This is a genomic window from Variovorax humicola (assembly GCF_037889915.1).
GTDB lineage: Bacteria > Pseudomonadota > Gammaproteobacteria > Burkholderiales > Burkholderiaceae_C > Variovorax > Variovorax humicola.
This window is the reverse complement of record NZ_JBBKZV010000007.1, coordinates 228,732-252,302: the sequence shown is the minus strand read 5'-3', so window position 1 is coordinate 252,302 and position 23,571 is coordinate 228,732. Positions and strand designations below refer to the sequence as shown.

Annotated in this window: 24 protein-coding genes; 14 read left to right on the top strand and 10 right to left on the bottom strand. The window is 67.4% G+C overall.

The genetic code is table 11. The annotated features are described in order from the left end of the window. The 6 genes from WKW80_RS15255 to WKW80_RS15230 all read left to right on the top strand — a co-directional run bounded on the left by WKW80_RS15255 (window position 1) and on the right by WKW80_RS15230 (window position 4,931). Window positions 1-894: a triphosphoribosyl-dephospho-CoA synthase gene (locus tag WKW80_RS15255; protein WP_340364424.1), complete on the top strand. Its 894-nt coding sequence runs from the start codon at window positions 1-3 to the stop codon at window positions 892-894. A gap of 151 nt (window positions 895-1,045) precedes the next feature. Then, the gene (gene fae, locus WKW80_RS15250; protein ID WP_340364407.1) at window positions 1,046-1,555 is read left to right on the top strand and encodes a formaldehyde-activating enzyme; all 510 of its coding nucleotides are present in this window, start codon (window positions 1,046-1,048) and stop codon (window positions 1,553-1,555) included. 121 nt (window positions 1,556-1,676) lie between these two features. Continuing rightward, complete coding sequence (locus WKW80_RS15245) at window positions 1,677-2,255, top strand: flavoprotein (protein WP_340364406.1); 579 nt, start codon at window positions 1,677-1,679, stop codon at window positions 2,253-2,255. Then, the gene (locus tag WKW80_RS15240) at window positions 2,234-3,643 is read left to right on the top strand and encodes a DUF6513 domain-containing protein (protein WP_340364405.1); all 1,410 of its coding nucleotides are present in this window, start codon (window positions 2,234-2,236) and stop codon (window positions 3,641-3,643) included. Before WKW80_RS15245 ends, WKW80_RS15240 begins: the two co-directional genes overlap by 22 nt. Window positions 3,644-3,648: 5 nt before the next feature. After that, window positions 3,649-4,236 carry a DUF447 domain-containing protein gene (locus WKW80_RS15235; RefSeq protein ID WP_340364423.1) on the top strand — a complete coding sequence of 196 codons (588 nt, stop codon included), beginning with the start codon at window positions 3,649-3,651 and terminating at the stop codon, window positions 4,234-4,236. After that, on the top strand, window positions 4,233-4,931 hold the full coding sequence (locus WKW80_RS15230) for a (5-formylfuran-3-yl)methyl phosphate synthase (RefSeq protein WP_340364404.1): 699 nt from the start codon (window positions 4,233-4,235) through the stop codon (window positions 4,929-4,931). Before WKW80_RS15235 ends, WKW80_RS15230 begins: the two co-directional genes overlap by 4 nt. A 131-nt stretch (window positions 4,932-5,062) precedes the next feature. Here WKW80_RS15230 and WKW80_RS15225 read toward each other — a convergent pair whose 3' ends face one another. From WKW80_RS15225 to WKW80_RS15215, 3 genes are read right to left on the bottom strand one after another with little or no spacing between them, the layout of a single operon-like run. After that, window positions 5,063-5,662 carry an amino acid kinase family protein gene (locus WKW80_RS15225; protein ID WP_340364403.1) on the bottom strand — a complete coding sequence of 200 codons (600 nt, stop codon included), beginning with the start codon at window positions 5,660-5,662 and terminating at the stop codon, window positions 5,063-5,065. A gap of 2 nt (window positions 5,663-5,664) precedes the next feature. Further along, a complete protein-coding gene (locus WKW80_RS15220) occupies window positions 5,665-6,792 on the bottom strand; it encodes a hydantoinase/oxoprolinase family protein (RefSeq protein ID WP_340364402.1) in 1,128 nt (375 codons plus the stop codon). Next, window positions 6,785-7,780 (bottom strand): ATP-grasp domain-containing protein, encoded by a 996-nt coding sequence (locus tag WKW80_RS15215; protein WP_340364401.1) that lies wholly within the window; start codon window positions 7,778-7,780, stop codon window positions 6,785-6,787. Before WKW80_RS15215 ends, WKW80_RS15220 begins: the two co-directional genes overlap by 8 nt. 37 nt (window positions 7,781-7,817) lie before the next feature. Here WKW80_RS15215 and WKW80_RS15210 point away from each other — a divergent pair, with 37 nt between their 5' ends. From WKW80_RS15210 to WKW80_RS15180, 7 genes are all read left to right on the top strand, one after another. Continuing rightward, the gene (locus WKW80_RS15210; RefSeq protein WP_340364400.1) at window positions 7,818-8,528 is read left to right on the top strand and encodes a HisA/HisF-related TIM barrel protein; all 711 of its coding nucleotides are present in this window, start codon (window positions 7,818-7,820) and stop codon (window positions 8,526-8,528) included. Window positions 8,529-8,746: 218 nt separating this feature from the next. Then, complete coding sequence (locus WKW80_RS15205) at window positions 8,747-10,039, top strand: molybdopterin-binding domain-containing protein (RefSeq protein ID WP_340364399.1); 1,293 nt, start codon at window positions 8,747-8,749, stop codon at window positions 10,037-10,039. Then, window positions 10,036-11,727, top strand: coding sequence for a formylmethanofuran dehydrogenase subunit A (locus WKW80_RS15200; protein ID WP_340364398.1), 1,692 nt, complete (start codon window positions 10,036-10,038; stop codon window positions 11,725-11,727). The genes WKW80_RS15205 and WKW80_RS15200 overlap by 4 nt, the downstream gene beginning before the upstream one ends. Next, window positions 11,724-12,665: a formylmethanofuran--tetrahydromethanopterin N-formyltransferase gene (fhcD, locus tag WKW80_RS15195; RefSeq protein WP_340364397.1), complete on the top strand. Its 942-nt coding sequence runs from the start codon at window positions 11,724-11,726 to the stop codon at window positions 12,663-12,665. Before WKW80_RS15200 ends, fhcD begins: the two co-directional genes overlap by 4 nt. Then, window positions 12,662-13,480 (top strand): formylmethanofuran dehydrogenase subunit C, encoded by an 819-nt coding sequence (locus tag WKW80_RS15190; protein WP_340364396.1) that lies wholly within the window; start codon window positions 12,662-12,664, stop codon window positions 13,478-13,480. The genes fhcD and WKW80_RS15190 overlap by 4 nt, the downstream gene beginning before the upstream one ends. Window positions 13,481-13,485: 5 nt before the next feature. Continuing rightward, window positions 13,486-15,447, top strand: coding sequence for a chorismate-binding protein (locus tag WKW80_RS15185; protein ID WP_340364395.1), 1,962 nt, complete (start codon window positions 13,486-13,488; stop codon window positions 15,445-15,447). Beyond that, window positions 15,444-16,007, top strand: a complete 564-nt coding sequence (locus WKW80_RS15180; protein ID WP_340364394.1) for an NADPH-dependent FMN reductase — start codon at window positions 15,444-15,446, stop codon at window positions 16,005-16,007. The genes WKW80_RS15185 and WKW80_RS15180 overlap by 4 nt, the downstream gene beginning before the upstream one ends. Window positions 16,008-16,100: 93 nt before the next feature. Here WKW80_RS15180 and WKW80_RS15175 read toward each other — a convergent pair whose 3' ends face one another. The 7 genes from WKW80_RS15175 to WKW80_RS15145 are packed head-to-tail and all read right to left on the bottom strand — an operon-like array spanning window position 16,101 to window position 22,396. After that, window positions 16,101-16,751 carry an HAD-IA family hydrolase gene (locus tag WKW80_RS15175; protein ID WP_340364393.1) on the bottom strand — a complete coding sequence of 217 codons (651 nt, stop codon included), beginning with the start codon at window positions 16,749-16,751 and terminating at the stop codon, window positions 16,101-16,103. Then, window positions 16,751-17,635 carry a phosphoribulokinase gene (locus WKW80_RS15170; protein WP_340364392.1) on the bottom strand — a complete coding sequence of 295 codons (885 nt, stop codon included), beginning with the start codon at window positions 17,633-17,635 and terminating at the stop codon, window positions 16,751-16,753. Before WKW80_RS15170 ends, WKW80_RS15175 begins: the two co-directional genes overlap by 1 nt. 24 nt (window positions 17,636-17,659) lie before the next feature. Further along, window positions 17,660-18,742: a class 1 fructose-bisphosphatase gene (locus WKW80_RS15165; RefSeq protein ID WP_340364391.1), complete on the bottom strand. Its 1,083-nt coding sequence runs from the start codon at window positions 18,740-18,742 to the stop codon at window positions 17,660-17,662. Between the two features lie 15 nt (window positions 18,743-18,757). Beyond that, window positions 18,758-19,498: an HAD-IA family hydrolase gene (locus WKW80_RS15160; protein WP_340364390.1), complete on the bottom strand. Its 741-nt coding sequence runs from the start codon at window positions 19,496-19,498 to the stop codon at window positions 18,758-18,760. Continuing rightward, complete coding sequence (gene cbbX, locus WKW80_RS15155) at window positions 19,495-20,451, bottom strand: CbbX protein (protein WP_340364389.1); 957 nt, start codon at window positions 20,449-20,451, stop codon at window positions 19,495-19,497. Before cbbX ends, WKW80_RS15160 begins: the two co-directional genes overlap by 4 nt. 23 nt (window positions 20,452-20,474) lie before the next feature. Next, window positions 20,475-20,915 carry a ribulose bisphosphate carboxylase small subunit gene (locus WKW80_RS15150; protein ID WP_340364388.1) on the bottom strand — a complete coding sequence of 147 codons (441 nt, stop codon included), beginning with the start codon at window positions 20,913-20,915 and terminating at the stop codon, window positions 20,475-20,477. 14 nt (window positions 20,916-20,929) lie between these two features. Further along, the gene (locus WKW80_RS15145) at window positions 20,930-22,396 is read right to left on the bottom strand and encodes a form I ribulose bisphosphate carboxylase large subunit (RefSeq protein WP_340364387.1); all 1,467 of its coding nucleotides are present in this window, start codon (window positions 22,394-22,396) and stop codon (window positions 20,930-20,932) included. Window positions 22,397-22,501: 105 nt separating this feature from the next. On the opposite strand from WKW80_RS15145, the gene WKW80_RS15140 reads away from it, so the two are divergent. Next, window positions 22,502-23,431 (top strand): LysR family transcriptional regulator, encoded by a 930-nt coding sequence (locus WKW80_RS15140; RefSeq protein WP_340364386.1) that lies wholly within the window; start codon window positions 22,502-22,504, stop codon window positions 23,429-23,431. The last annotated feature ends 140 nt before the right edge of the window (window positions 23,432-23,571 follow it).

Sequence of the window (23,571 nt, the reverse complement as noted above, 5' to 3'; positions counted from 1 at the left end):
ATGAGCGCCGCGGACATCCCCCAGCGCGCGACGCAGCGGGCCAGGGCGTGTTTCCTCGAGGCCTGCGCGCTCGACGTGGCGGTGCGCAAGCCGGGCAACGTGAGCCGGGCATCGCCGGGCCATGGCATGACGGCCGAGATCTTCATCGCCAGCGCCGAGGCCGCTTCCGGGCCGCTGTTCGAAGCCGGGGCTTCGGTGGGCGAGCGCATCGAGGCTGCGACCGAGGCCACGTGGGCGGTGGCCGGATGCAATACCAACCTCGGCATCGTGCTGCTCTGCGCGCCGATTGCATGCGCGATCGACCGCCGGCCCGATGCGGCATCTGCCACGCCCTTGCGCACCGCCATCGAAGACGTGCTTGCGGCGCTCGGCGTGGTGGATGCGCAGGCGGCCTATCGCGCGATTGCCCGTGCCAGCCCAGGCGGCCTCGGCACGGCGCCGGACGAGGACGTGCGGCAGCCGCCGACCGTCGGCCTGCGCGCAGCGATGGCGCTGGCGGCCGACCGCGACAGCATCGCGCGCCTGTACCGCGACGGCTATGGCTTGCTGTTCGAAATTGGCGCGGCCTCGCTTGGTGCCGGGTTCTCGCTGGGCGTCAAGGGAAGGGTTCCCGGCGTCCGCACGACCGCGGCGGTCCAGCGTCTCTACCTGTCGCTGCTCGGCAGCATCGCGGATTCACACATTGTTCGGATTCATGGCGAGGCCGTGGCACACACTGTCATGTCTGCGGCGCAGGGCTGGCTGGCGCGCGCATGCGGCAGCGCCGAACTCGATGCCGATCCGGAATTCGCGGCGTGGGACGACGCGCTCAAGGCCGCGCGAATCAACCCCGGAACGACCGCCGATCTGACGGTGGCGGCGCTGCTGCTCGCGGGCCTGGCAACGCCGCCCTGAAGCGTGCCCTGACGCGTGCCCTGACGCGTGCCATGACGCGTCGTGATGCGCACCTCGCCCGGGTGGCACGGAACGTGATACCCGAAGCCTTGCACTGGCCAGTGGGGCCGGTGTCCTCGTGCCCGGGAACGCATACAGGAGACTGAAGACCATGGCAAAAATTGATCGCATGATGGTGGGTGAATCGTTGGTGGGTGAGGGCAATGAAGTGGCCCACATCGACCTGATCATCGGGCCGCGCGGCAGCCCTGCGGAGAGTGCGTTCGCGAACGCGCTGACCAATCAGAAGGACGGCTTCACCTCGCTGCTGGCGGTGATTGCGCCGAACCTGCTGGCCAAGCCGGCGACGGTGCTGTTCAACAAGGTGACGATCAAGGGGGCCAAGCAGGCGGTGCAGATGTTCGGGCCGGCGCAGCGCGCGGTGGCCATGGCGGTGGCGGACTGCGTGGAGGACGGCACGATTCCGGCGGACGAAGCGGACAACCTGTTCATCTGCTGCGGGGTGTTCATCCACTGGCAGGCCGATGACGACAAGAAGATCCAGGACTTCAACTACCAGGCGACCAAGGAGTCGATCAAGCGCGCGGTGGCGGGTTCGCCCACGGCCGCGGAGGTGGTTGCCAAGAAGGGCAGCGTGAGCCATCCTTTCGCGGCGAACTGAACCGCAGGAAGCTCCGGCCCGGGGCTTCGGCGCCAGTTCCTGACCGAGGTCTCCCATCCAGAGCAACCACCGCGAAGCCACTGAAATCAGCGACGTTGCCGGGCCGGCGCCCGGCGACGCGATGCCGGCCGGAGACTCCCAGCCGCGTTCGCGTTTTGCCTGGTGCGTCACCGGCTCCGGGCATTTTCTGGACGAGGCCATGGCGCTGGCTGCGCGCCTGCCGAAGGTCGACCTGTTCCTCTCGGCCGCCGGCGAGGAAGTGCTCGAGATCTACAAGCTTCCGCTCGACGCGCTGAAGCCGCGCTACCGGGTCTTTCGGGACAAGACCGCCAGCGGCGTGCCGGTGGGCATGCTGTACGACGACGTCTATCACACCGTCGTCATCGCCCCGGCCAGCAGCAACACCGTCGCCAAGTGCGCCTTCGGCATCAGCGACACGCTGCCCAGCAACATGTTCGCCCAGGCCGGCAAGCTCCGCATTCCGGGCATCGTGTTCGCATGCGACACCGAACCCGTGGTCGTGACGAAGTCGCCGCACAAGTGGGTCACTCTGCGGCCCCGGCGCATCGAACTGGACAACGTGGAGCGGCTGCGCGCGATCGATTTCTGCCGCGTCGTCGCTTCGCCCGTGGAACTCGAGGCGGCCCTCGATGCCCGCCTGAAGGAACTCTCGCTCGCATGGAACACATCCTCTTCCTGACAGGGCACCTTGCACGGCCCAGCCTCCAACGGGTGCTGTCCCGGATCGAGCCTGCGCCCTTTACCTGGGAAGTGCGCGACCTGGGTTTGCAGGTGGCCGGGCTGATGACGGCCGACATGATCCGCCGCCGGGTCACGCTGCCGGTGAGCGGCGTCGACCGCATCATCCTGCCGGGACGCTGCCGCGGCGACATGGAAGCGCTGTCGCAGCACTTCGGCATTGCGGTGCAGCGCGGCCCCGAGGAACTGAAAGACCTGCCGCTCTTCTTCAACCGCGCCGCCAGCCCCATCACGCTGGACGAGTACGAGGTTGCGATCTTTGCCGAAATCGTCGACGCGCCGCGTCTGGGCGTTGCGGAGATCCTTGCGCGCGCGGCCCGCCTGCGCGCCGATGGCGCCGACGTCATCGACCTGGGCTGCCTGCCGGAGACGAAGTTCGGTCACCTCGCGGAAAGCATCCAGGCGCTGAAGGCAGCGGGCTTCCGGGTCAGTGTCGATTCGGTCGATCCGGCCGAGTTGCTGTGCGGCGGCCGCGCGGGCGCCGACTACCTGCTCAGCCTGAACCTGGACACGCTGTGGGTGGCGGACGAGGTGTCGTCCGTTCCCGTCCTGATCCCCCGTGTTCCCGCCGACGAAGCCTCGCTGCACGAGGCGGTCGAGCGCATGCAGCGCGAGGGCAGGGAGTTCCTCGCCGACCCGATCCTCGAGCCGATCCCGTTCGGCTTCGCCACCTCGCTCGTGCGCTACCACCGGCTGCGCGAGCGCTTGCCCGAGGCGCCGATCATGATGGGCGTGGGCAACCTGACCGAGCTGACCGAGGCGGACACCAGCGGCATCAACGCGCTGCTGTTCGGCATCTGCGCCGAACTCGACGTGGCCGCGGTGCTCACCACGCAGGTCAGCAACCATGCCCGGCGTGCCGTGAAGGAAGCCGACTGGGCGCGCCGCATCATGCACGCCGCGCGTCGCCACCAGACGCTGCCCAAGGGCATGAGCGATGCGCTGATGACCGTGCATGCCAAGCGTCCGTTCCTCGACACGCCGGAAGAGATCGGCGCGACTGCCGCGCAGGTGCGCGACCCCAACTTCCGCGTGCAGGTGTCCGCCTGCGGCCTCCACGTCTACAACCGCGACGGACTTCGCACCGGCCAGGGCGCCTTCGAGCTGTGGCCGCAACTCGGCCTCGAAGACGATGCGGCCCATGCCTTCTACATGGGCGTCGAACTGGCGCATGCCGAGATCGCGCACAAGCTGGGCAAGCGCTATGTGCAGGACCAGCCACTGGACTGGGGCTGCGCCGTCGAGCGCCGCGCCGAGGATGCGGACGGCTGGTGCGCGCAGGGCCCGACGCTGGCGCGACGCAAGACCACCGAGGAGCCTTTCAAGTGAACGACGTGATCTTCGAGACTGTCGTGACCACGCTTGCACCCGACGGCAGGAAGCACGTCGCACCGATGGGCGTGCGCTACCGCGGCCGCCATGTCGTGCTGATGCCGTTCAAGCCTTCGACCACCTACGACAACATCCTCGCGACCCGCTGCGCGGTGCTCAACATCGTGACCGACACCCGCGTCTTCGCCGGCTGCGTGACCGGCCGCCGGGACTGGCCGACGCAGCCAGCCGAACACATCGTGGGCGTGCGCCTGGATTGCGCCTTGAGCCACGTGGAGCTGGCGCTGGCCGAGACGACCGACGATGCCCAGCGCCCGGTGCTGCACATGTCGCGGGTGCACGAGGCCGTGCATGCGCGCTTCGCGGGCTTCAACCGCGCACAGGCGGCGGTGCTCGAAGGCGCGGTGCTGGTGAGCCGGCTGCACATGTTGCCGCCGGAGAAGATCGACAGCGAAATGGCGTACCTGCAGATCGCCATCGACAAGACGGCCGGGCCGGGGGAGCATGAAGCCTGGGGCTGGCTCGTCGAGGCGGTGCGGCGGCATCGCGAAACCACCACCGCCGTCACTGGCAAGGGCGCGTCGTCATGAAACTGCTTATCAGCGTTCGAAGTGTCGAGGAAGCATTGCTTGCCGCGGACGGCGGCGCCGATTTCATCGACCTGAAGGAGCCGGGCGCCGGTGCGCTGGGCGGACTGCCGGTTGCGACCATCCGCGAAATCGTCGCGGCGCTGCGTCGGCATCGAAGCGGCCTGCCCGTGAGCGCCACCATCGGCGATGTGCCGATGCACGAGACGCAGCGCATTGCGGCGTGTGTCGATGCGGTCGGTGCCTGCGGCGTCGACTATGTGAAGGTCGGGATCGAGCGCGTGCCGCAGGCGCCGGGCGTGCTGGACGCTCTCGCTGCCAGCGGCTGGCCCGTCGTGCCGGTGTTCATCGCCGACCGGGGGCTGGAGCCGGCGCATGTGGCCCACGCCTGCGCGTTGCGCTTCCCCGGAGTGATGGCCGACACCTTCGACAAGCGCGCCGGCAGCCTGTTCGATGCGCTGCCGATGGATGCACTGCGCGAGTTCGTCGCCACGGTGCGCGCGGCCGGCAAGATGGCCGGGCTGGCGGGCGCGCTGCGCGCCGTGCATGAACCCTTGCTGCGTGCGCTCGACCCCGACTTCGCGGGCTTCAGGACAGCGGTCTGCGCGGGCGACCGCAGCACGGCGCTGGACCCTCGGCGCCTGCGGGCGCTCAGTGCGCTCATGCACGGCTGCGCGCCTGCGGCCGTGGATGGATGATTCGGCTTGGCGTCAGTCTGTTCGTGGGCACCCGCGGAACCGGCTTTGCCGGGCTGCTGGGTGCGCCCCCTCGTGGCCCTTGAGGCCCTTGAGGGGAGGCGCCGAAGGCGCATCGGGGGTGTTTCATCTTGTCAGCCGTCCACGAAGCGGATCTCACCCAGCAGCAGCGCCCGGATGCGCTCAAGCTCGTCATGGTTGACAACGTCGATCGGAAACGCCGCACCCTCCGACAGCCCACTGAAACCACGGTCGACGATGCCCGCCTCGCTCAGTTGGGCCACGCTCAGGCGCGGGTTGACGGCGCACGACTTGACCAATACCAGGCGCTCCGCGTTCAGGCGATGGGCGAGTTCGAGCGCGATGCTGTCGGAGGTGACGTCCCAGGTCGTCCGGGCGGAGCTGCGAACGCTTTGCAGCTCCAGGGGCAGCCATAGCGCCGTCTGTCCCTTGTGCAGCACACGGCGGATGTCGGTCTTGGTCCGGGCCAGCCGCAGTGCGGGATTCAGGCCGTGCATCAGGTACGCGGTCTGTGCCATTGCGAGGATGGCCATGTTGTGCGCGCTGAGGTCGCCGAACCGCCAATGCGCCTGGGCATGCCGGACCGCGTCGCTGAAGGCGCCCCCGCCGCAGACCACGATGACGCGGCCGCCGCCGCAGTCGGCCAGCAGGCTGAGCCATGCCGGAAGCATCGGGTTTCGGGTCAGGCTGCCGCCGATCTTGACGACCCACATGGTCACTGGTCCATGTCGAAGAGCGCTGCCACCGCGACGCTCGGCGCGCACACCTGGGCCCAGGCCTGCATCGCCGCGCGGCCCGCGCCGTGGTGTGCCGCGAACCGGGCGACATCGCGGCCGTAGGCAAGCTGGCGGTGCGCGGGCCGTGGCCGCAGTGCATCGGCATTAGCGGCCGTGGCCTGCGCGACCACGTCGCCGACGAGGAAGGCGCCGCAACCCGCGCTGACGACCACCGCGTCGCTCCCGAGGCCGTGGGTCGCGATCACCCGGCGCATCTCGTCGCCCAGCAGCGTGACCTGCAGGGCTCGCCAGTTGCGCGCGAAGGCCAGCCATTCGCCCTCCGCGGCGTCGCGCCGGTCGAGCCCGATCATGCGGGCCAGGCGTTGGCGTGTCGCGTCGAGGTCCTTGGGCGCGTTGTCGGCGCTCGGGTGCTGGTCGTGGGCCGGGTCCAGTTCGCCGGTCAGTCGGTAGACGTCGGCGGTGGTCGCGAAAAACTCGTTCATCACGTTGTGCGGCATGCCGCGCCAGTCGATGCGATGCGCCAGCGCGCACAACGGCGTGCGCACCACGCCGTGGTAGACGAGTTCGCCGCTGGCCAGGCGCTGGGCGTCGGTGCGGTCGGGCGCGAGGACGCAACCTTGGCGGAAGGCGATCAGGTCGGTCGTCGTGCTGCCGATGTCGACCAGCAAGCCGGTATCCCAGCGCAGCGCGGCATGGCGCGCCGTCGCGAGCCAGTTGGCCGACGCGATGGCATGCCAGAGGGCAGGGACTTCCGCCACGCGGCCCCAGCCAGCATCGCCGGCGAAGAAATGGAGCGATCCGGGTCCATGGCCCGTCACAGAGCGCAAGTCGAGCGAGCGCGCCAGTCCGTCCGCGATCCTGCACACGCCGTCTTCGCGATTCGCGAACAGGTCGACCATCTCGCCGGTCATCGTGACGGCATGCTCTGCTTCCCGCAGGCCGCTCCAGCGCAGGCGCGCGGCGTGCAGCACCGCATCGAGCCTGTCCATGCCCAGCCACAGCGGGCAAGCCCACTGCGCCACGTCGAGCACCGCGCCGCCCTGCAGCATGCAGGCCTTGACGTGGGCGCCGCCGATGTCCCAGCCGATGACGGTGCGCTCAGGCATGCATCGCTTTCGATGAATCGGCCCATGCGTCGGCACGGCCATGCGCCCCGATCACGTCACGCGCCACGTTGCGGCCCAGGGCGTCCGACAAGCCGGCATAGGCGCAGGTCACGCGTGGATTGATCTCGATCACCACCGGGCCGCGCTCCGCGTGCCAGACGACGTCGACGCCGACGAAGCCGCGCAGGCCGGGGATGGCGTGGCCGATGCGCTCGGCCAGCGCGACCAGAGCGGCCGCGCGGGGATCGGCGGCGGCCATCACGTTCACTTCGACGCCACGGAAGGAAACCAGGCCGTGCGCATCGACGGCCAGGATCTGCCGGTTGACGCTCAGGAGCTCGGTATGCGCGGGACCGCAAAGGAGCGACAAGCTCAGCGCCGGACCTTCGACCCACGGCTCGATCTCCATCGCGGAATTGGCGCAGGCGTGCCTTGACGCGTCGAGCGCCGCCTTGCGCGAGGGGTGCAGGCTCGTCGCCACGGCGCCGGCGCCGTCGTCGGGCTTGACGACCCAGCGTGCAGTCTCGGGCGCGTTTTCAAATGCGAGGGGTGTCGCAATGCCAGCCTCGGCGAGTCGCAGGAGGGTGCGGCGCTTTCCGGTGGTGAGTGCGATCGCCGGACCATCGCAGCCCAGCCAGCGGCCGCGGTCCACGCATTGCCGGAACTTCGCCAACAAGCCTTCGGTTTCCGGCGCGACCACCCAGACCAGGTCATGCGCATCGCCCTGGCGCGCAACGAAGTCGAAGGGCGACTCACCGTCCCGCGCCCTCACTGCGCCCGCAGGTTGCGGTACAGCCGTCGCGCGATTGCAAGTGGCGACCGAGACGTCATAATTTTCCAGGCTGAGCAGGTCGGCCACGATGGCATCCCGCATCGACTGGCCCATGGCCAGCAGATCGTCGGCGGCTGCGTGTTCGCCTGCCGGCGACTCGCCCGCCATCTCCCCGCCAGCGCTCAGGTACTCGTAAACGAAGATCCTCTTCCTCATCGCCCCGGCGCTCCTCCATTTCGCTTGTCCGTTCGACATGAACCTCATTCCCGTCATCGACCTCATGCAGGGCCAGGTGGTGCGTGCCGTGCGCGGCGACCGCCAGGCCTATCGACCGATCGTGTCGCGGCTGTGCGGCAGCAGCGACCCGGTGACCGTGGCAAGAATCCTCTGCGACCACTGTGCAACCCACCAGTTGTACGTGGCCGACCTCGACGCCTTGATGGGGCGCCCGGTCCAGTCGGCCGTCCTGCGCACCCTGACGCAGGCATTGCCCCGGCTGGAACTGTGGCTGGACGCCGGCTTTGCGACCGCGCAGGCGGCCGACGCGCTGCGGCTCGAACTCGGCAGCGCCGGCAGGCAGATGGTTGCTGTCTTCGGCAGCGAATCGCTGGCATCGCGTCCGGAACTCGCGCAGTGTTTCAGCGGGGCGCGCGCCGATGATGATGGCGTGCTGTCGCTCGACCGCCGCGACGGCCAGCATCTGGACATCGCCGGTTGCTGGGATGCGCCGGAATTGTGGCCACGCCGCGTGATCGTGATGACGCTGGAGCGTGTCGGCGCCGGCGCCGGTCCCGATCTGGAAACACTGGCCGAAGTACGACGCAAATCGCCTTCGACCTTCGTGGTCGGTGCCGGCGGCATCCGCAACCCGGAGGATCTGGCGCAAGCGCGCGACGCCGGCGCCGGGGCCTGGCTGGTGGCCAGCGCGCTGCACGATGGGGGGGTGCCCCGTACGAGCGGCTGACGAAACCGGAAGGGGCTTCGTCTCATGGGGTTTCTGCATCACGATTCGTGCCAGCACGATCGCCTCGGACACGGGCCGCCAACGCCACGCTCGCCGTTAGAAGTGCAACAAGGGCGCGACACACTGTCTCGCTTCTGATCGCTGCAACTTGCCGATCCAGGCTGGCGTCTGCGCGCCTTCGGTGGGCACGTCGCTTGCGTCACGCGAGGCCAAGGCACATGACCGAACCCCTCCCTGCGATCCAATCCGGCCTGATTCGCTGGACTTGTCCATTCTGTGTGTTGCTCTGCGACAACCTGCGGGTGCGGGTCGGGGCATCGCTCGAACTGGCCGAGGGCGAGTGCGAAAGCGCACGTGCCGGACTTGCGCGGTTTCCGGCAACACCGTCGAATGCGAAGCCGCAGGTCGGCGGGCGGGACTGCGAACTGGCCGACGCGGTCGCTGCCGCCGCCGCCATCCTCGTCGCCAGCGGCCAGCCGCTGTTCGGTGGACTGGGTACCGACGTGGCGGGCGCGCGCGCCTTGTACCGCCTGGCTTGTGCGACGGGCGCGATTTGCGACCCAGCCGACGATGGCGCACTGATGCGGGGCGTGCGTGCGTTGCAGGATCGGGGCGGCTTCTCCGCGACGCTCGCCGAGGTGCGCACCCGGGCCGACCTGATCGTCTGCCTGGACGGCTTGCCGACCGGCGACGCAGCCGAGTTCTTCGCGCGAGCCGGTGTGGGCGAGTCCGTCGTGCCGCAGCGGCATGTGATGCTTCTGGGCGGCACGGCAGCCGATGTCGCCGCGCTGGCGGCACTTGGGGGGCGCGGCGGCGTCACGACCGAAGCGGTGCCGCTGCAGGGTGACCTGTTCTCGACGGTGGCGCTGCTGTCGGCGCTGGTGGCGCGACGTGCAGTGCGCGATGGACCTGCGGCGCTCGCCGCGCTCGCCGAACGATTGCGTGAGGCGCGTTACGCGGTGATCGTCGGCCAGACCGGCCGATTGCCGGCGCAGGGGGAGTTGATCATCGAGATGGTCGGTCGCATTGTCGGCACGCTGAACACAGGCCAGCGGGCGGCCGCGATGTGGCTCGGTGGCGGCAACGGCGCGGGCACGGTCAACGAAGTCTTCACCTGGCTCTCGGGCCTGCCCCTGCGCTCGCGTGCCGGCCCGTCCGGTCTTGAGCACGAGCCGCTGTGCTTCGACACGCCCCGCCTGTTGGCCGATGGCGCCGTCGACAGCCTGCTGTGGGTCTCCAGCTTCGACGCCACCTGCGCACCACCCGCGACCCGGCTGCCGCTCATCCTGCTGGGACATCCCGGCCTGGCGCCGTTGGCGTCACGCAGCGGCGGTGCCTTCATTCCGGTGTCGACGCCGGGCATCGGGTCGACCGGCCACCTGTTTCGTGCCGACGGCGGTGTCTTGCTCCCACTGGATTCGCTCTATCGCGACACGCTGCCCACGCTGGACCGCGTGCTCGCGGACCTCCTGCTCGGCGTGCAGGCCCTGCGGGCAAGGAGCGCGGCGTGACCCGCCTGCGCCTGCGCGGCGCTCTCGTCATCGACCCGACCCAGCCGGAAGACGGGGTGCGAGACCTGTATTTGCAGGACGGCCGCATCGCAGCGCTCGCTTCCGGCGATCCGGTCGATGCCGAGATCGACGTGAGTGGCTGCGTCGTGATGGCCGGCGGCATCGACATGCACACCCACATCGGCGGCGGCAAGACCAACCTGGCGCGCCTGCTGATGCCGGAGCTGCAGCGTGCCGACGGCGATCCGATCGCGTTGCCGGCCAATGCACTGGAACTGGCGTCTTGCGGCGGCTGCGTGCCCGGCACGCTGGCCACCGGCTATCGCTACGTGGAGATGGGCTACACCGCCGCCTTCGAGCCGGCGATGATCGCCAGCAACGCACGGCAGGCGCACATGGAAATGGGCGACACGCCGATCCTCGACCACGGCGCCTACGTCATGCTGGGCAATGACGAACTGTTCCTGCAACTGCTGGCGGAGGGCGGGGAGGGCGGACGCAACTTCGAGACCATCCGCGACTACATGGGCTGGACGATCCGTGCCACCAAGGCGATGGGCGTCAAGGTGGTGAATCCGGCGGGCATCTCGGCCTTCAAGTTCAACCAGCGCAAGCTGGACGTCGACGAGCGCCATGTTCACTGGCAGGTGACGCCGCGCCAGGTGGTGCAGACGCTGACACGGGCCCTGCGCGAACTCGGCGTGCCGCACCCGTTGCACATCCACGGCAGCAACCTGGGCGCGGCGGGCAACATCGAATCGACGCTGGAGACCATCCGCGCCCTGGAGGGCTTGCCCGCGCACCTGACGCACGTGCAGTTCCACGCCTACGGCACCGACGGACCGAAGAAGTTTTCATCGGCTGCGCTGCAACTTGCCGAAGCCGTCAATGCCAACCCGAACGTCAGCATCGACGTCGGACAGATCATGTTCGGCCAGACCGTCACGACCTCCGGCGACACGATGCGCCAGCATGCGCAGTCCGGACTTGCGAACCCGCGCAAGTGGGCCGGCAGCGACATCGAATGCGAAGCCGGCTGTGGGGTCGTTCCGTTCAGGTACCGCGAGCAGAGCTATGTGAATGCCTTGCAATGGGTGATCGGCCTGGAGATATTCCTTCTCGTCACGGACCCGTGGCGCGTGGTGCTGACCACGGATCACCCGAACGGCGGACCGTTCACCAGCTACCCCCACCTCATCAGGTTGTTGATGGACAGATCATTTCGGGAAGAACAGCTGGCGAAACTGCATCCGGAGGTGGCCGCGAATTGCGCGTTGCGGTCGATCACTCGCGAATTGACGCTGCGCGAAATCGCGATCATGACGCGCGCTGCGCCTGCGCGGCTGCTGGGCCTTGCCGACAGGGGACACCTCGGCGTTGGCGCGGCGGCGGACATCGCGTTGTACCGTGAACAGGCTGACCGCGAAGCCATGTTCACGACGCCTGAATACGTCTTCAAGGATGGCGCCATGGTGGCGCGTGGTGGAAAGATCACCGCTGTGCCCGTCGGCGGCACGCACTTCGTCGAACCGGATTTCGACCGCACCGTCGAGAAGACCCTGCGCAAGCACCTGGCGGCGCATGGCTCGGTGAACTTCGATCGCATTGCGATCGGTCACGACGAACTGTGCAGCTGCTGCAACGGCGGGCGGTTGCTGCCGGCCGCGTGTTTCAAGGGCACGTCATGAGCGCCGCCCCGCCGCCCGAAGCTTTGGTGCAAAACGGCGTGCAGGTCGACGACACCTTCGCCGAGGCCTTTCCGATGAAGGCCACGCGCCTCGTCATCACCGCGCACAACCTCACCTGGGCGCGCCACGCAGCGGTATCGGCAACCGGGTTTGCCACGTCGGTCATCGGCTGTGGATGCGAGGCGGCGATCGAACGCGAACTCGGCCCGGACGAGACACCCGACGGACGCCCGGGCCTCAGCGTGCTGATCTTCTCGATGTCGGGAAAGGAACTGGCCAAGCAGGTCGAGCGGCGCGTCGGCCAATGCGTGATGACATGCCCGACGACCGCGGTCTTCGCCGGCATTGCCGAAGGCGAAGCCATCGCGCTCGGAAAAAACCTGCGCTTCTTCGGCGATGGCTGGCAGATGTCCAAGGTGATCGACGGAATTCGCTATTGGCGCGTGCCGGTGATGGATGGCGAGTTCGTTGCGCAGGAGACCACGGCAGTGGTCAAGGGCGTGGGCGGCGGCAACTTGCTGCTGCTGTGCACGGACACGGACAGCGCACTGGCCATTGCCGAGGCCGCGGCGCTCGCCATGAAGGCGCTCCCCAACGTGATCCTTCCATTTCCCGGCGGAGTGGTTCGCTCCGGCTCGAAAGTGGGCAGCAAGTACGCAGCGCTGAGCGCATCGACCAACGACGCTTTCTGCCCCGGCCTCCATGGCCTCTTGGCCAGCAGCGAGTTGACGCCCCGCACGCGCTGCGTGATGGAGATCGTGATCGATGGCCTGACCGAAGCCGATGTCGGCGCAGCGATGCGCGTGGGCATGATTGCCGGCATTGCGCTGGGAGCGGCCGGGGGACTGTTGCGCATCTCGGCGGGCAACTATGGCGGCAAGCTGGGTCCGTTTCATTTCCATCTGCACAAGCTGCTGGATGGCGGGGCGGCGCCATGAGCGGCTGGCGTTTCACGCTCAAGGCCCCGCCCGCGCTGCGGGTCGACCTGCGGGGCGTGACGCCGACGGCGCTGGCCGAAATGTCGGCCGCCGAGGTCGAGCGCCTGCCGGTGGGATATGGCAACGCATCAGTCCCGCTGGCCGAATTCTTCCGCATCGAGCCGCACGAAAAAAGAGATGCGCTGCTGTTCGACGGCGACCTGTCGCGTTTCGATCGCGTCGGCTGGAAGATGGCCGGCGGCAGCATCCGGGTCACGGGCAACGTCGGCCACCATGCCGGCGGAGGCATGAGCGCGGGCGAACTCCTTGTCGAGGGTCGCGCCGGCCTGCTGGCCGCATGCGAAATGGCGGGCGGCAAACTCACCGTGCAGGGCGATGTGGACGACTTCGCAGCCAGCACGCTTCCGGGAAGCATGGATGGCATGCGCGGCGGCATCTTCATCGTCATGGGCAACGCGGGTACGCGCTTTGGCGACCGCATGCGGCGCGGCAGCGCCATCGTGCATGGCAATGCCGGTGACTTCCTCGCGTCGCGCATGGTGGCCGGAACGATCGCCGTCGGCGGGCGCGTTGGCGCGCACGTCGGATACGGAATGCGGCGCGGCAGCGTGGTGCTCGCTTCGGAATCCGCAAGCTTCGGGATGGCACCGACATTCGTTCCGGCAATCGGTTCTGCAGCGGTGATCTGGCAACTGCTTGCGCGCCATCTCGCGCAGCAAGGGGGGCCATTTGCGGGCCTGCCAGGCAGGCGCATCGATCGGCACCTCGGTGATCTTTCAGCCGGCGGCAAGGGTGAATTGATCACCGCACAATAGCGGCAATGACCCTGCATATCTCTCGCGCTGAATCGCGTCCAGAAAGTCCGTGCTTCGCGCTGCTCGACGATCGCGCGGCAACGCGCGAGCACCCCACGAGCCGTCTTTACCAGGGCTTCCTGCGCGAGCATCGCTGCGCCGATCCTGCCGCGCTCGATGCGATGTGGGGTCGTGTGGACGCTGACCTGCGCAGCGGCCTGCATGCGGTGCTGCTGGCGGATTACGAATGGGGTGCCAAGCTCTTGCGGGCGGGCCACGAGCGACTCGGCAAGGACGACGCGTCCGCGCTGCGCGTGCTGATGTTCCGTGACCTCTCGCGGCTCTCGGCCGACGAGGCGGGCGATTGGCTCGCCGGCCTCGAACACGACCCAGTGCCTGCGGCCGGCGTGATGAACCTGTCGCCCAGCGTCGACCCGCCGGCGTTCATGCAAGCCATCGCGCGAATCCAGGAGGCCATCGCTGCCGGCGAGACCTACCAGGTCAACTACACCTTCCGGCTGCGGGCACAGGCCTATGGATCGCCGGTGGCGCTGTACCGGCAACTGCGCAATCGCCAGCCCGTTTCCTTTGGTGCGCTGATCGCGTTGCCTGAGACGGGCGAATCCGGCGATGCAGTGACGCATGTGCTCTCGTGCTCGCCGGAACTCTTCCTGTCCCACGAGGAGGGTTTGCTCACCGCCCGGCCCATGAAAGGCACGGCTTCGCGCTGCTCGCGAGTGCAGGGCCCCGAAGGAGACAGCGAGACTGCGCGCCACTTGGCGATCGACGTCAAGAACCGGGCCGAGAACGTGATGATCGTGGACCTGCTGCGCAACGACCTCGGCCGCATAGCCCAGATCGGCAGCGTGAAGGTGAATGCGCTGTTCGCGGTCGAGAGCTACAGCACGCTTTTCCAGATGACGTCCACGGTGCAGGCTCGCCTGAAGCCTGGGCTCGGTTTCCCGGACGTGTTGCGCGCCGCGTTCCCCTGCGGCTCCATCACCGGCGCGCCCAAGCACCACACGATGCAATTGATCTCCGGCCTGGAGACCACACCCCGCGGCCTCTATTGCGGTGCCATCGGCTGGATGGATGCGCCTTGGGGCGCGGCGCAGGTCGGCGACTTCTGCCTGTCGGTGGCGATCCGTACGCTCACGCTGGGGCGCGAGACGCGGGGACTGCGACCCGCGCGCCTCGGCATCGGCGCCGGCATCGTGGCGGACAGCCGGGCTGCCGACGAGTTGGAGGAAAGCAATCTGAAGGCGCGCTTCCTGACCGGCCTGGACCCCGGCTTCGAGTTGTTCGAGACCATGCTCGCGGTCTCGGACGAGGGCGCGCGGCCCGCTGTGCGCAACCTCGATCGGCATCTGGCGCGGATGGCGCAAAGCGCGTGCGTGCTGGGTTTCCGGTTCGATCGTGCGCTGGCCGTCGCCTCCCTGTTGGAGTGCACGCTTGCGTTGGCGCCCGGTGCGCCCGGTGCGCCCGGTGCGCGCTGGCGGCTGCGCCTCGCACTGCGCCATGACGGACGGCTGCAACTCCAGCACGCACCGCTTGCCGCACTGGCAGGCGGGACTGTCACGCTGCGGGTGGCCGATGAGCGCCTGCCCGACTTCAACCCGCTGGCCGCTCACAAGACCACGTTGCGCAATGTCTATGACGAGGGCGTGCGCGCGGCCGAGCGTGCCGGTGCATTCGACTCCTTGTTCTTTACCGCGGACGGCCGCCTCGTCGAAGGCGGACGCACCTCGGTGTTCCTCAGGATCGATGGCCGATGGTGCACCCCCCCGGTCACCGACGGCGCGCTGCCCGGCGTGATGCGTGCCTGCCTGCTTGAAGATGACGCGCACTGGGGCGCGACCGAGCGCAGCCTGAGATGGGCGGATCTGCAACGGGCCGAGGCCATCGTCGTGTGCAATGCGCTACGGGGTGCGTTGCCGGCGCGGCTGCCGGTGCACGACGCGGTGCCCGCCGGTGAATGCAGGCCATGAGCGCCCTGGACATCGTTGGCCTCTGCGGCAGCCTTCGCGCCGCATCTCTCAACAGAATGGCGTTGAAGCTGGCAGCGTCATCGATGCCGCAAGACATGCACATGGAAGTCGTCGAGTGGCGCGACGTTCCGCCTTTCGATGCCGACGTTCTTGCCGCGCATGGATTGCCACCCTCCGTCGCCGCGCTGCGAGAGCGCATCCGGCGTGCCGATGGGGTCGTCATCGCGACGCCCGAATACAACTTCTCGATCCCCGGCATGCTGAAGAACGCGATCGACTGGATCAGCCGCGGCGAGGACCAGCCTTTCGCGCACATGCCGGTCGCCATCGTCACGGCAACGCCCGGTCCCCGAGGCGGTGCGAGGGTTCAGTACGACCTGCGAAAGGTGCTGCTATTCGTCAACGCCATGACGCTCGTGAAGCCCGAGGTGTTCATCGGCGACGCAGCCCTGAAGTTCGACGCGGCAGGCCAATGCACGGACGAGGCGACGCGAAAGTTCGTCACCGCCCAGATGGATGCCTTCGCCAAATGGATCGCTGCGGTCAAGCGCATGAACTGACGCTGCGTCCAACCCCCCGATGCAGGCGACACGAACGGTCAATTGAAAGGCCGCGCTGCCGCAGTGAAAGCGCAGAAGCCTTCGATCACCCGATCAGGGCAGCACTGCTGAATGGGCGCACCCATGTTGTAGCCAATGGGGCAGCAGCCACACCGCCACGCCCGCGTTGCGCGCCGTGGCGGCGTCGATCGAGGAGTCGCCAACGAAGAGTGCGCGCGCCCGGGGCACGCCGAACTCGACCAGGCAGGCTTGCACGCCCGCGGGATCGGGCTTCCTGGCAGCCAGGGTGTCGCCGCTGATGACGCGGTCGAAACTGGTCATCAAGTCGTGCACACCGAGGACGGTCTCGGTGTAGCGGCCTTCCTTGTTGGTGACGATGGCAAGCTTCGTGCCGCTGGTGCGCAGGTACGCCAGGGCCTCGCGCACCCCGGGATACGGACGGCTGCGCGTGCCGCAGCGCTGCTGGTAATGGCGGTCGAAGGCAGCGGCTGTGGAGGCCAGGTTCTCGCTGGTCCGCACCGTTGATGCATCGCTCGCGGTGGCGCAGGCCAGGGCTTCGATCAGCAGCTCGTGGGTGCCGTGTCCGATCCAGCGCTCCACCTGGGCCTGTGTCACGGCAGGCAGTCCAAGTTGACGCAAGGTGTCGTTCACGGCGTCGCAAATTTCGGGCGCGGTCTCGATCAACGTGCCGTCCAGGTCGAACATCACCAGTTCGTACAGGAAGGCCTTGTCGTTCTTGCGCATCAGATCGCACCCAGCGCCCGCTGGCGTCGTTCCATCATTCGCCAGATGAAGGGCGTGAAGATGAGCTGCATCGCCAGTTCCATCTTTCCGCCGGGTACGACGATGGTGTTGGCGCGCGACATCCAGGAGTCGTGGATCATGTTGAGCAGGTACTGGAAGTCGATGCCCTTGGGTTGTGCGAAGCGGATGACCACCATGCTCTCGTCGGCCGTCGGGATGTTGCGGGCGGTGAAGGGGTTGGAGGTGTCCACGATCGGCACGCGCTGGAAGTTCACGTGCGTGTGGTTGAACTGCGGGCAGATGTAGTGCAGGTAGTCGGGCATGCGACGCAGGATCGTGTCGGTCACTGCTTCCGTGCTGTAGCCGCGTTGCGTCTTGTCGCGGTAGAGCTTCTGGATCCATTCCAGGTTGATCACCGGCACGACGCCGATCAGCAGATCCGGATGCCGCGCGACGTTCACCTCGGGCGTCACCACCGCCCCGTGCAAGCCCTCGTAGAAGAGCAGGTCGGTGCCCTCGGGCAGGTCTTCCCACGGCGTGAAGGTCCCGGGTTCCTGCTGGTAGGGCGCCGCCTCGTCGGCGTCATGCAAGTACTTGCGATGTTTGCCGACGCCTGTGGACCCGTAATCGCTGAACAGTGCTTCGAGTTCGGGAAAAAGATTGTTCTCGGCGCCGAAGTGGCTGAAGTTCATGTTGCCTGCGCTCTCGGCCTCGGCCTGGCGCAGCTTCATTTCCTTGCGGTCGTAGCGGTGGAAGCTGTCGCCCTCGATGATTGCGGCGTTCACGCTTTCGCGACGGAAGACGTCCTGGAAGGTCCGCGTGACCGAGGTGGTCCCGGCGCCTGAAGATCCGGTGATCGCGATGATGGGGTGGCGCTCAGACATGATGGCCTCGAGAGGTTGAACCGTTCATGCGCGAAACAGGCTGCGCTTCCCGAACAGCGGGCTCTCCAGTTCGGCGCCCGCCGGTTCGCGGTGGTACCGCTCGATGCGCTCGACCTCGCATCGGGAGCCGAACACGAGGCCGATCCGCTGGTGCAGCGACGTCGGCATCACGCCCAGCATCGGCTGGCGCCCCGTGCTCGCGCGCCCGCCGGCTTGCTCCATGATGAATCCGATCGGGTTGGCCTCATGCAGCAGGCGCAGCCGGCCCGGCGCCGCGGGGTCGCGGGTATCGCGGGTATCGCGCGGATGCAGGAAGACGCCCCCGCGCATCAGGATGCGGTGGGCCTCGGCCACCATCGATGCGATCCAGCGCATCGTGAAGTCCTTGCCGCGCGGGCCGGTCTTGCCCGCCTGGCATTCGTCGACGTAGCGCTTGACCGGCGCTTCCCAGAAGCGGCTGTTGGAGGCGTTGATCGCAAACTCCTGCGATTCGGGCGGGACCTGGATGTCCGGATGGGTCAGCATGAACTCGCCCAGGTTGGGATCGAGGGTGAATCCGGCGACGCCATTGCCCACGGACAACACCAGCATCGTGGTCGGCCCATACAAGGCATAGCCGGCCGCGACCTGGGCCGCGCCCGGTTGCAGGAAATCCGCTTCGATCACGTCGCGACCGCTTTCGATCACGTCCGGCGGCGCGCGCAGCACGCTGAAGACACTACCCACCGACACGTTCACCTCGATGTTGCTGGAGCCGCCGTCGAGCGGATCGAACACCAGCAGGTACCTCCCGCGCGGGTGCTGCGCGGGAATCTGGTGCAACTCCTCCATCTCCTCCGAGGCCATGCCGGCGCAGTGGCCGCCCCACTCGTTCATGTGGGTGAAGACCTGGTTGCTGACGACATCCAGCGGCTTCCGTGTCTCAAGCTCGCCGCTTTGCTGGTTCGTTGCGTGGCCCAGTTCCCCGAAGGCGACGGCGCGTGCGATCGCCTTGCATGCCAGCGCAACGTCGAGGATCAATGCATTGAAGTCGCCGCTGGCATCCGGGAATCGCCTGCGTTGTTCGATGAGGTATCGCGTGAGAGTGAAGCGTTGGGACAAGGGCATGGCAGTTCCTTCATGTCAAGGATTCGGTTTGGCCTGGCTCGTCCCATGCCAGTCCTGGAGGTCTGCAATCGTCGTGCCCCGCAGGCTCGAGACGACCCGCAGCGCCCCGGTGAAGTCATGGCGGGCGGTGAACGAATTGGGTGTGATGACCGTTGCCAGACGCGCCGCGCGCGCGGCCTTGAGGCCATTGGCCGAATCCTCGAACGCCATGCATTCGAACGGCGGAAGTTGCAGGCGCTGCAGCGTCTGCAGGTAGACCTGCGGATGCGGCTTCTTGTGCGGCGCGGTCGACGCGTCTTCGATCACCTGGAAGAAAGAAGACCAGTCCGGCCCCATCGCCGATCGCAGCAGCGCGGCGATGTTGACTGGCGAAGTCGTGGTCGCAATGGCCAGGCGCATTCCGGCGCGGAATGCCGACTCGATCAACCTGAGCACCCCGGGACGCAGTTGAACGGCACCTTCGTGGACCATGCGCTCGTAGGCGGCCGTCTTGTGGTCATGTATGTGCTGCACGGTGTCGGCCAGCGCGCCGGCGTCGATGGACTTGACGTCGCCGCGCACCTCTTTCCAGTAATGTGCGATGCGCTCCTTGCCGCCAGAGACTTCCAGCAGCCGCGTGTAGAGCGGCTCGTCCCAGTGCCATTCGAGTCCCGCCTCGGAAAAGGCTTCGTTGAACGCGGCACGGTGCGCGTGCTCGGTGTCGGCCAGCGTGCCGTCGACGTCGAAGATCAGCGCGCGCAGGGGAGGGGTCGTCATGGCGCATTTCCTTCATTGCCGGCAAACACGCGGCTGGCCAGGATGTCGCTCGCGGCAAGGGTGCTGAGAGCCTCCGCCGTGAGTGCGCTGTCGCGATCGGCGTACAGCCGGCTCGCCTGGCGCAGGCGGGCGCGGTCGAGCGCGTTGCGCACGCTGCGCGCATTGGCAAAGTGCGGCTGGCTGATGCGCCGCTTCAGGTAGGAATCGAATGCCTCGCGGGCATCCGTGCCGAAGCGGTAGTGCGCGCACGCGAGCTGGCGGTCGGCAATCTGGAGCAGCTCGGCCGGGTCGTAATCGGGAAAGTCGAGGTGGTGCGCGATGCGCGAGCTCAAGCCGGGGTTGGACTGGAAGAAGGTGTCCATGCGGTCCTTGTAGCCAGCCAGGATCACCACGAGGTCGTCGCGCTGGTTTTCCATCACCTGCAGCAGGATCTCGATTGCCTCCTGGCCGTAGTCGCGCTCGTTCTCGGGCCGGTACAGGTAGTACGCCTCGTCGATGAACAGCACGCCACCCATCGCTTTTTTCAGGACTTCCCTGGTCTTGGGCGCGGTGTGGCCGATGTACTGGCCCACCAGGTCGTCGCGGGTCACGCTCACGACGTGTCCCTTGCGCACGTAGCCCAGGCTGTAAAGGATCCGCGCCATGCGAAGCGCCACCGTGGTCTTGCCGGTGCCGGGGTTGCCGGTGAAGCACATGTGCAGCGAAGGTGCCTGGGCGGCCAGGCCGTGCTGCGCGCGCAAACGGTCGATGACGAGCAGGGCGGCGATGTCGCGGATGCGGGTCTTGACCGGCCTCAGGCCGACCAGGTCGCGCTCCAGATCGTCCATCACCGGCTCCACCTGGCTCTGCGCCAGCACGTCGGCCACCGAGCGCGCCGGCGCAAACGGCTCGACCGCTGCCGCGGGCACGGCGTCGGCCCTGGGGCCCGGAATCGAGTACAGCGGTGCGGTCATGTGGCGGACCCGGTGCGTGCCGCTCAGGCGCCGTAGCGCTGGGACTCGGGCCGGTCGGTGGCGTAGCTGTGCACGGTGTAGCGCATCGAGCGGCCATTGGCTTCCTGTCGCACCAGCCCGAATCCGGGTTCGTCGGCGGGCCGGTTGACGATGAAGCTCATCGTGATGGTCTCCACGCCGCGCGTCGAGTCGAAGGCCATCAGCCGGATGTAGTAGCTCGGGAAGGTCTTGCGGCAATTCTGCAACTCCATCATCACGCCGCCAGCGTCATGCAGGTCGAACATCGGCGCGCCGAACATCTCCCAGTAGGTATTGCGGGGATGCGGGTCGTCGGTGTATTCGACGCTCCAGGCGTAGCCCTTGTCGAGGCCGTACGCGATCTGCAGCGTGATCTCGGCGTCGCTGAGCGCTGGCAGGAAGCTGAACTGGCCTTGCGTGATGCGGCCGGTCGGGTTGCTCATCATGGTGCGGGTCTCCTTCAGGCCATCGATGGCGTGGTGGCGAAATCGCTGGTGTCGGTGGATGCGTAGTTGAACGACACGTCCTTCCAGGTGTCGAGCGCCTGCTTCAGCGGCGTGCAGAAGCGCGCCGCCGCCTGCAGGATCTCCGGCCCTTCGCTCTGGATGTCGCGGCCTTCGTTGCGGGCCTTGACCATGCATTCGAGCGCCACGCGGTTGGCCACTGCGCCGGCCTGGATGCCGGCCGGATGGCCGATCGTGCCGCCACCGAACTGCAGGATCACGTCGTCGCCGAACAGGGCGAGCAACTGGTGCATCTGGCCGGCGTGGATGCCGCCGGAGGCCACGGGCATCACCTTGCGCAAGTCGGCCCAATCCTGGTCGTAGAACAGGCCGCGCGGCAGGTCCTGCGACGTGTAGCTGTCGCGGCACACGTTGTAGTAGCCCTGCACCGTCATCGGATCGCCCTCCAGCTTGCCGACCGCCGTTCCGGTGTGCAGGTGGTCGACGCCGGCCAGGCGCAGCCACTTGGCGATCACGCGGAAGCTCACCCCGTGGTTCTTCTGCCGCGTGTAGGTGCCGTGCCCCGCGCGATGCATGTGCAGGATCATGTCGTTCCTGCGCGCCCAGTTGGCCATGCTCTGGATAGCCGACCAGCCAATCACCAGGTCCACCATGACGATGACCGAACCGAGTTCCTTCGCGAACTCGGCGCGTTCGTAGATGTCTTCCATCGTGGCGGCGGTGACGTTCAGGTAGCTGCCTTTCACCTCGCCGCTGGCGGCGCTCGCCTTGTTCACGGCGTCCATCACGTAGAGGAAGCGGTCGCGCCAGTGCATGAAGGGCTGCGAGTTGATGTTCTCGTCGTCCTTCATGAAATCCAGCCCGCCCTTCAGCCCCTCGTACACCACGCGGCCGTAGTTGCGGCCGGACAGGCCCAGCTTGGGCTTGGTGGTGGCGCCCAGCAGCGGACGGCCGAACTTGTCGAGCCGTTCCCGCTCGACCACCAGGCCGGTCGGCGGGCCCTTGAAGGTCTTCACGTAAGCCACCGGGATGCGGATGTCTTCCAGCCGCGCCGCCTTGAGCGGCTTGAACGAGAACACGTTGCCGATCAGGCTGGCCGTCATGTTGGCGATGGAGCCTTCCTCGAACAGGATCAGGTCGTAGGCCACCCACGCGAAGTACTGACCCGGTTGCCCCGGCACGGGATCGACCCGGTAGGCCTTGGCGCGGTAGCTGTCGCATGCGGTCAGCCGGTCGGTCCAGACCACGGTCCAGGTGGCGGTACTGGATTCGCCGGCCACCGCCGCGGCGGCCTCCACCGCATCGACGCCATCCTGCGGCGTGATCCGGAACAGGCAAAGGACATCGGTGTCCTTCGGTCGGTAGTCGGGGTCCCAGTACCCCATCTGCCGGTACTTCAGTACACCGGCGCTGTAGCGCTTCCTTGCATCGGTGATCAAGCCTTCTTCGTACGGTTTGTTCACATTGGCCTCCAAGCCGGGTGAGGGGGTAGGGAGTCCAATGTAGAAATCAAATCAACTAAGGTAAATTCACGATTTGTTTACTTGCAATTAAGGTTTTACTTAATCGTGCATGTCTCGTTCCGCCAGTTGAGGGTCTTCGTGGAAGTTGCGCGCCAGGGGAGCGTCCAAGGCGCGGCGGAGGCGCTGCATCTCACGCCGCCCGCGGTGTCGATGCAGATCAAGGAGGTGGAATCGCAGGTCGGATTGCCGCTGTTCGACCGCACCGGGCGCCGCCTGTCCCTCTCGACGACGGGCGAATACTTCCTCGTCTACGCGCGCCGCTTGCTGGGCACGTTGAAGGAAGCCGAAGACGCGATGGCGCGGTTCAAGGGCATCGAGTCCGGAAAGCTGACGATCGGCATGGTGAGTTCGGCAAAGTACTTCCTGCCGCAGTTGCTCGCGCAGTTCCACACCGAACATCCCACCGTCGACGTGCGGCTGCGCCTGGGCAACCGGGAGCAGTTGGCGGCGCTGATGGAGGCCAACGAAGTCGACCTGTCGGTCATGGGTCGCGCGCCCAGGGAATGGCCCAATCGGGCCGAGCCCTTCGCCATGCACCCGCACGTGCTGGTGACGGCGCCCAACCACCCTTTCGCGAAGGCCGAAGGCATCCCGGCCGCCGCGTTGGTACGCGAAGCCTTCATCGTGCGCGAGCAGGGCTCGGGCACGCGTGCGGCGCTGGAGGAATTCCTGTCGGCGCACCGGCTTCAGCCGATGTTCGTCATGGAGTTGTCGAGCGACGAGGCCATCAAGCAGGTGGTGATGGCAGGGCTGGGCGTGAGCGTGGTGTCGCTCCACACCATTGGCCTGGAGTGGCGCAACGGGCTGATCGCGGCCCCGCCTGTCGAAGGCTTGCCGTTGATGCGGCGCTGGCATCTCGTGAATGCCGCGGCCAAGATGCTGTCGCCGGCAGCCGAGGCCTTTCGCTATTTCATGCTGGAGCGCGCCGAGGCGCACCTGGCCGCGATGTTCGGCGGCGACATGGCACAGGCGTAGCCGTACGGCTGGCACCGGGCAGCGCAAAGCGAACACGGCGGGAAGTTTTCCCTGTCGCTGCGGCAATACACCGCATACCTTGGGCGATGGGCGCGCACGCGCCCGATCCAGAAGAATTTCATTGCCCGAGGAGACATCAC

Coding starts and splice junctions, on each gene's coding strand:
- WKW80_RS15255 (WP_340364424.1), top strand. CDS start 1: ATGAGCGCCGCGGACATCCCCCAGCGCGCGACGCAGCGGGCCAGGGCG.
- WKW80_RS15175 (WP_340364393.1), bottom strand. CDS start 16,751: ATGCGCAAGAACGACAAGGCCTTCCTGTACGAACTGGTGATGTTCGAC.
- WKW80_RS15190 (WP_340364396.1), top strand. CDS start 12,662: ATGAGCGGCTGGCGTTTCACGCTCAAGGCCCCGCCCGCGCTGCGGGTC.
- fhcD (WP_340364397.1), top strand. CDS start 11,724: ATGAGCGCCGCCCCGCCGCCCGAAGCTTTGGTGCAAAACGGCGTGCAG.
- WKW80_RS15240 (WP_340364405.1), top strand. CDS start 2,234: ATGGAACACATCCTCTTCCTGACAGGGCACCTTGCACGGCCCAGCCTC.
- WKW80_RS15220 (WP_340364402.1), bottom strand. CDS start 6,792: ATGCCTGAGCGCACCGTCATCGGCTGGGACATCGGCGGCGCCCACGTC.
- WKW80_RS15150 (WP_340364388.1), bottom strand. CDS start 20,915: ATGATGAGCAACCCGACCGGCCGCATCACGCAAGGCCAGTTCAGCTTC.
- WKW80_RS15165 (WP_340364391.1), bottom strand. CDS start 18,742: ATGCCCTTGTCCCAACGCTTCACTCTCACGCGATACCTCATCGAACAA.
- cbbX (WP_340364389.1), bottom strand. CDS start 20,451: ATGACCGCACCGCTGTACTCGATTCCGGGCCCCAGGGCCGACGCCGTG.
- WKW80_RS15185 (WP_340364395.1), top strand. CDS start 13,486: ATGACCCTGCATATCTCTCGCGCTGAATCGCGTCCAGAAAGTCCGTGC.
- WKW80_RS15170 (WP_340364392.1), bottom strand. CDS start 17,635: ATGTCTGAGCGCCACCCCATCATCGCGATCACCGGATCTTCAGGCGCC.
- WKW80_RS15245 (WP_340364406.1), top strand. CDS start 1,677: ATGCCGGCCGGAGACTCCCAGCCGCGTTCGCGTTTTGCCTGGTGCGTC.
- WKW80_RS15180 (WP_340364394.1), top strand. CDS start 15,444: ATGAGCGCCCTGGACATCGTTGGCCTCTGCGGCAGCCTTCGCGCCGCA.
- WKW80_RS15205 (WP_340364399.1), top strand. CDS start 8,747: ATGACCGAACCCCTCCCTGCGATCCAATCCGGCCTGATTCGCTGGACT.
- WKW80_RS15160 (WP_340364390.1), bottom strand. CDS start 19,498: ATGACGACCCCTCCCCTGCGCGCGCTGATCTTCGACGTCGACGGCACG.
- fae (WP_340364407.1), top strand. CDS start 1,046: ATGGCAAAAATTGATCGCATGATGGTGGGTGAATCGTTGGTGGGTGAG.
- WKW80_RS15225 (WP_340364403.1), bottom strand. CDS start 5,662: ATGTGGGTCGTCAAGATCGGCGGCAGCCTGACCCGAAACCCGATGCTT.
- WKW80_RS15215 (WP_340364401.1), bottom strand. CDS start 7,780: ATGAGGAAGAGGATCTTCGTTTACGAGTACCTGAGCGCTGGCGGGGAG.
- WKW80_RS15210 (WP_340364400.1), top strand. CDS start 7,818: ATGAACCTCATTCCCGTCATCGACCTCATGCAGGGCCAGGTGGTGCGT.
- WKW80_RS15230 (WP_340364404.1), top strand. CDS start 4,233: ATGAAACTGCTTATCAGCGTTCGAAGTGTCGAGGAAGCATTGCTTGCC.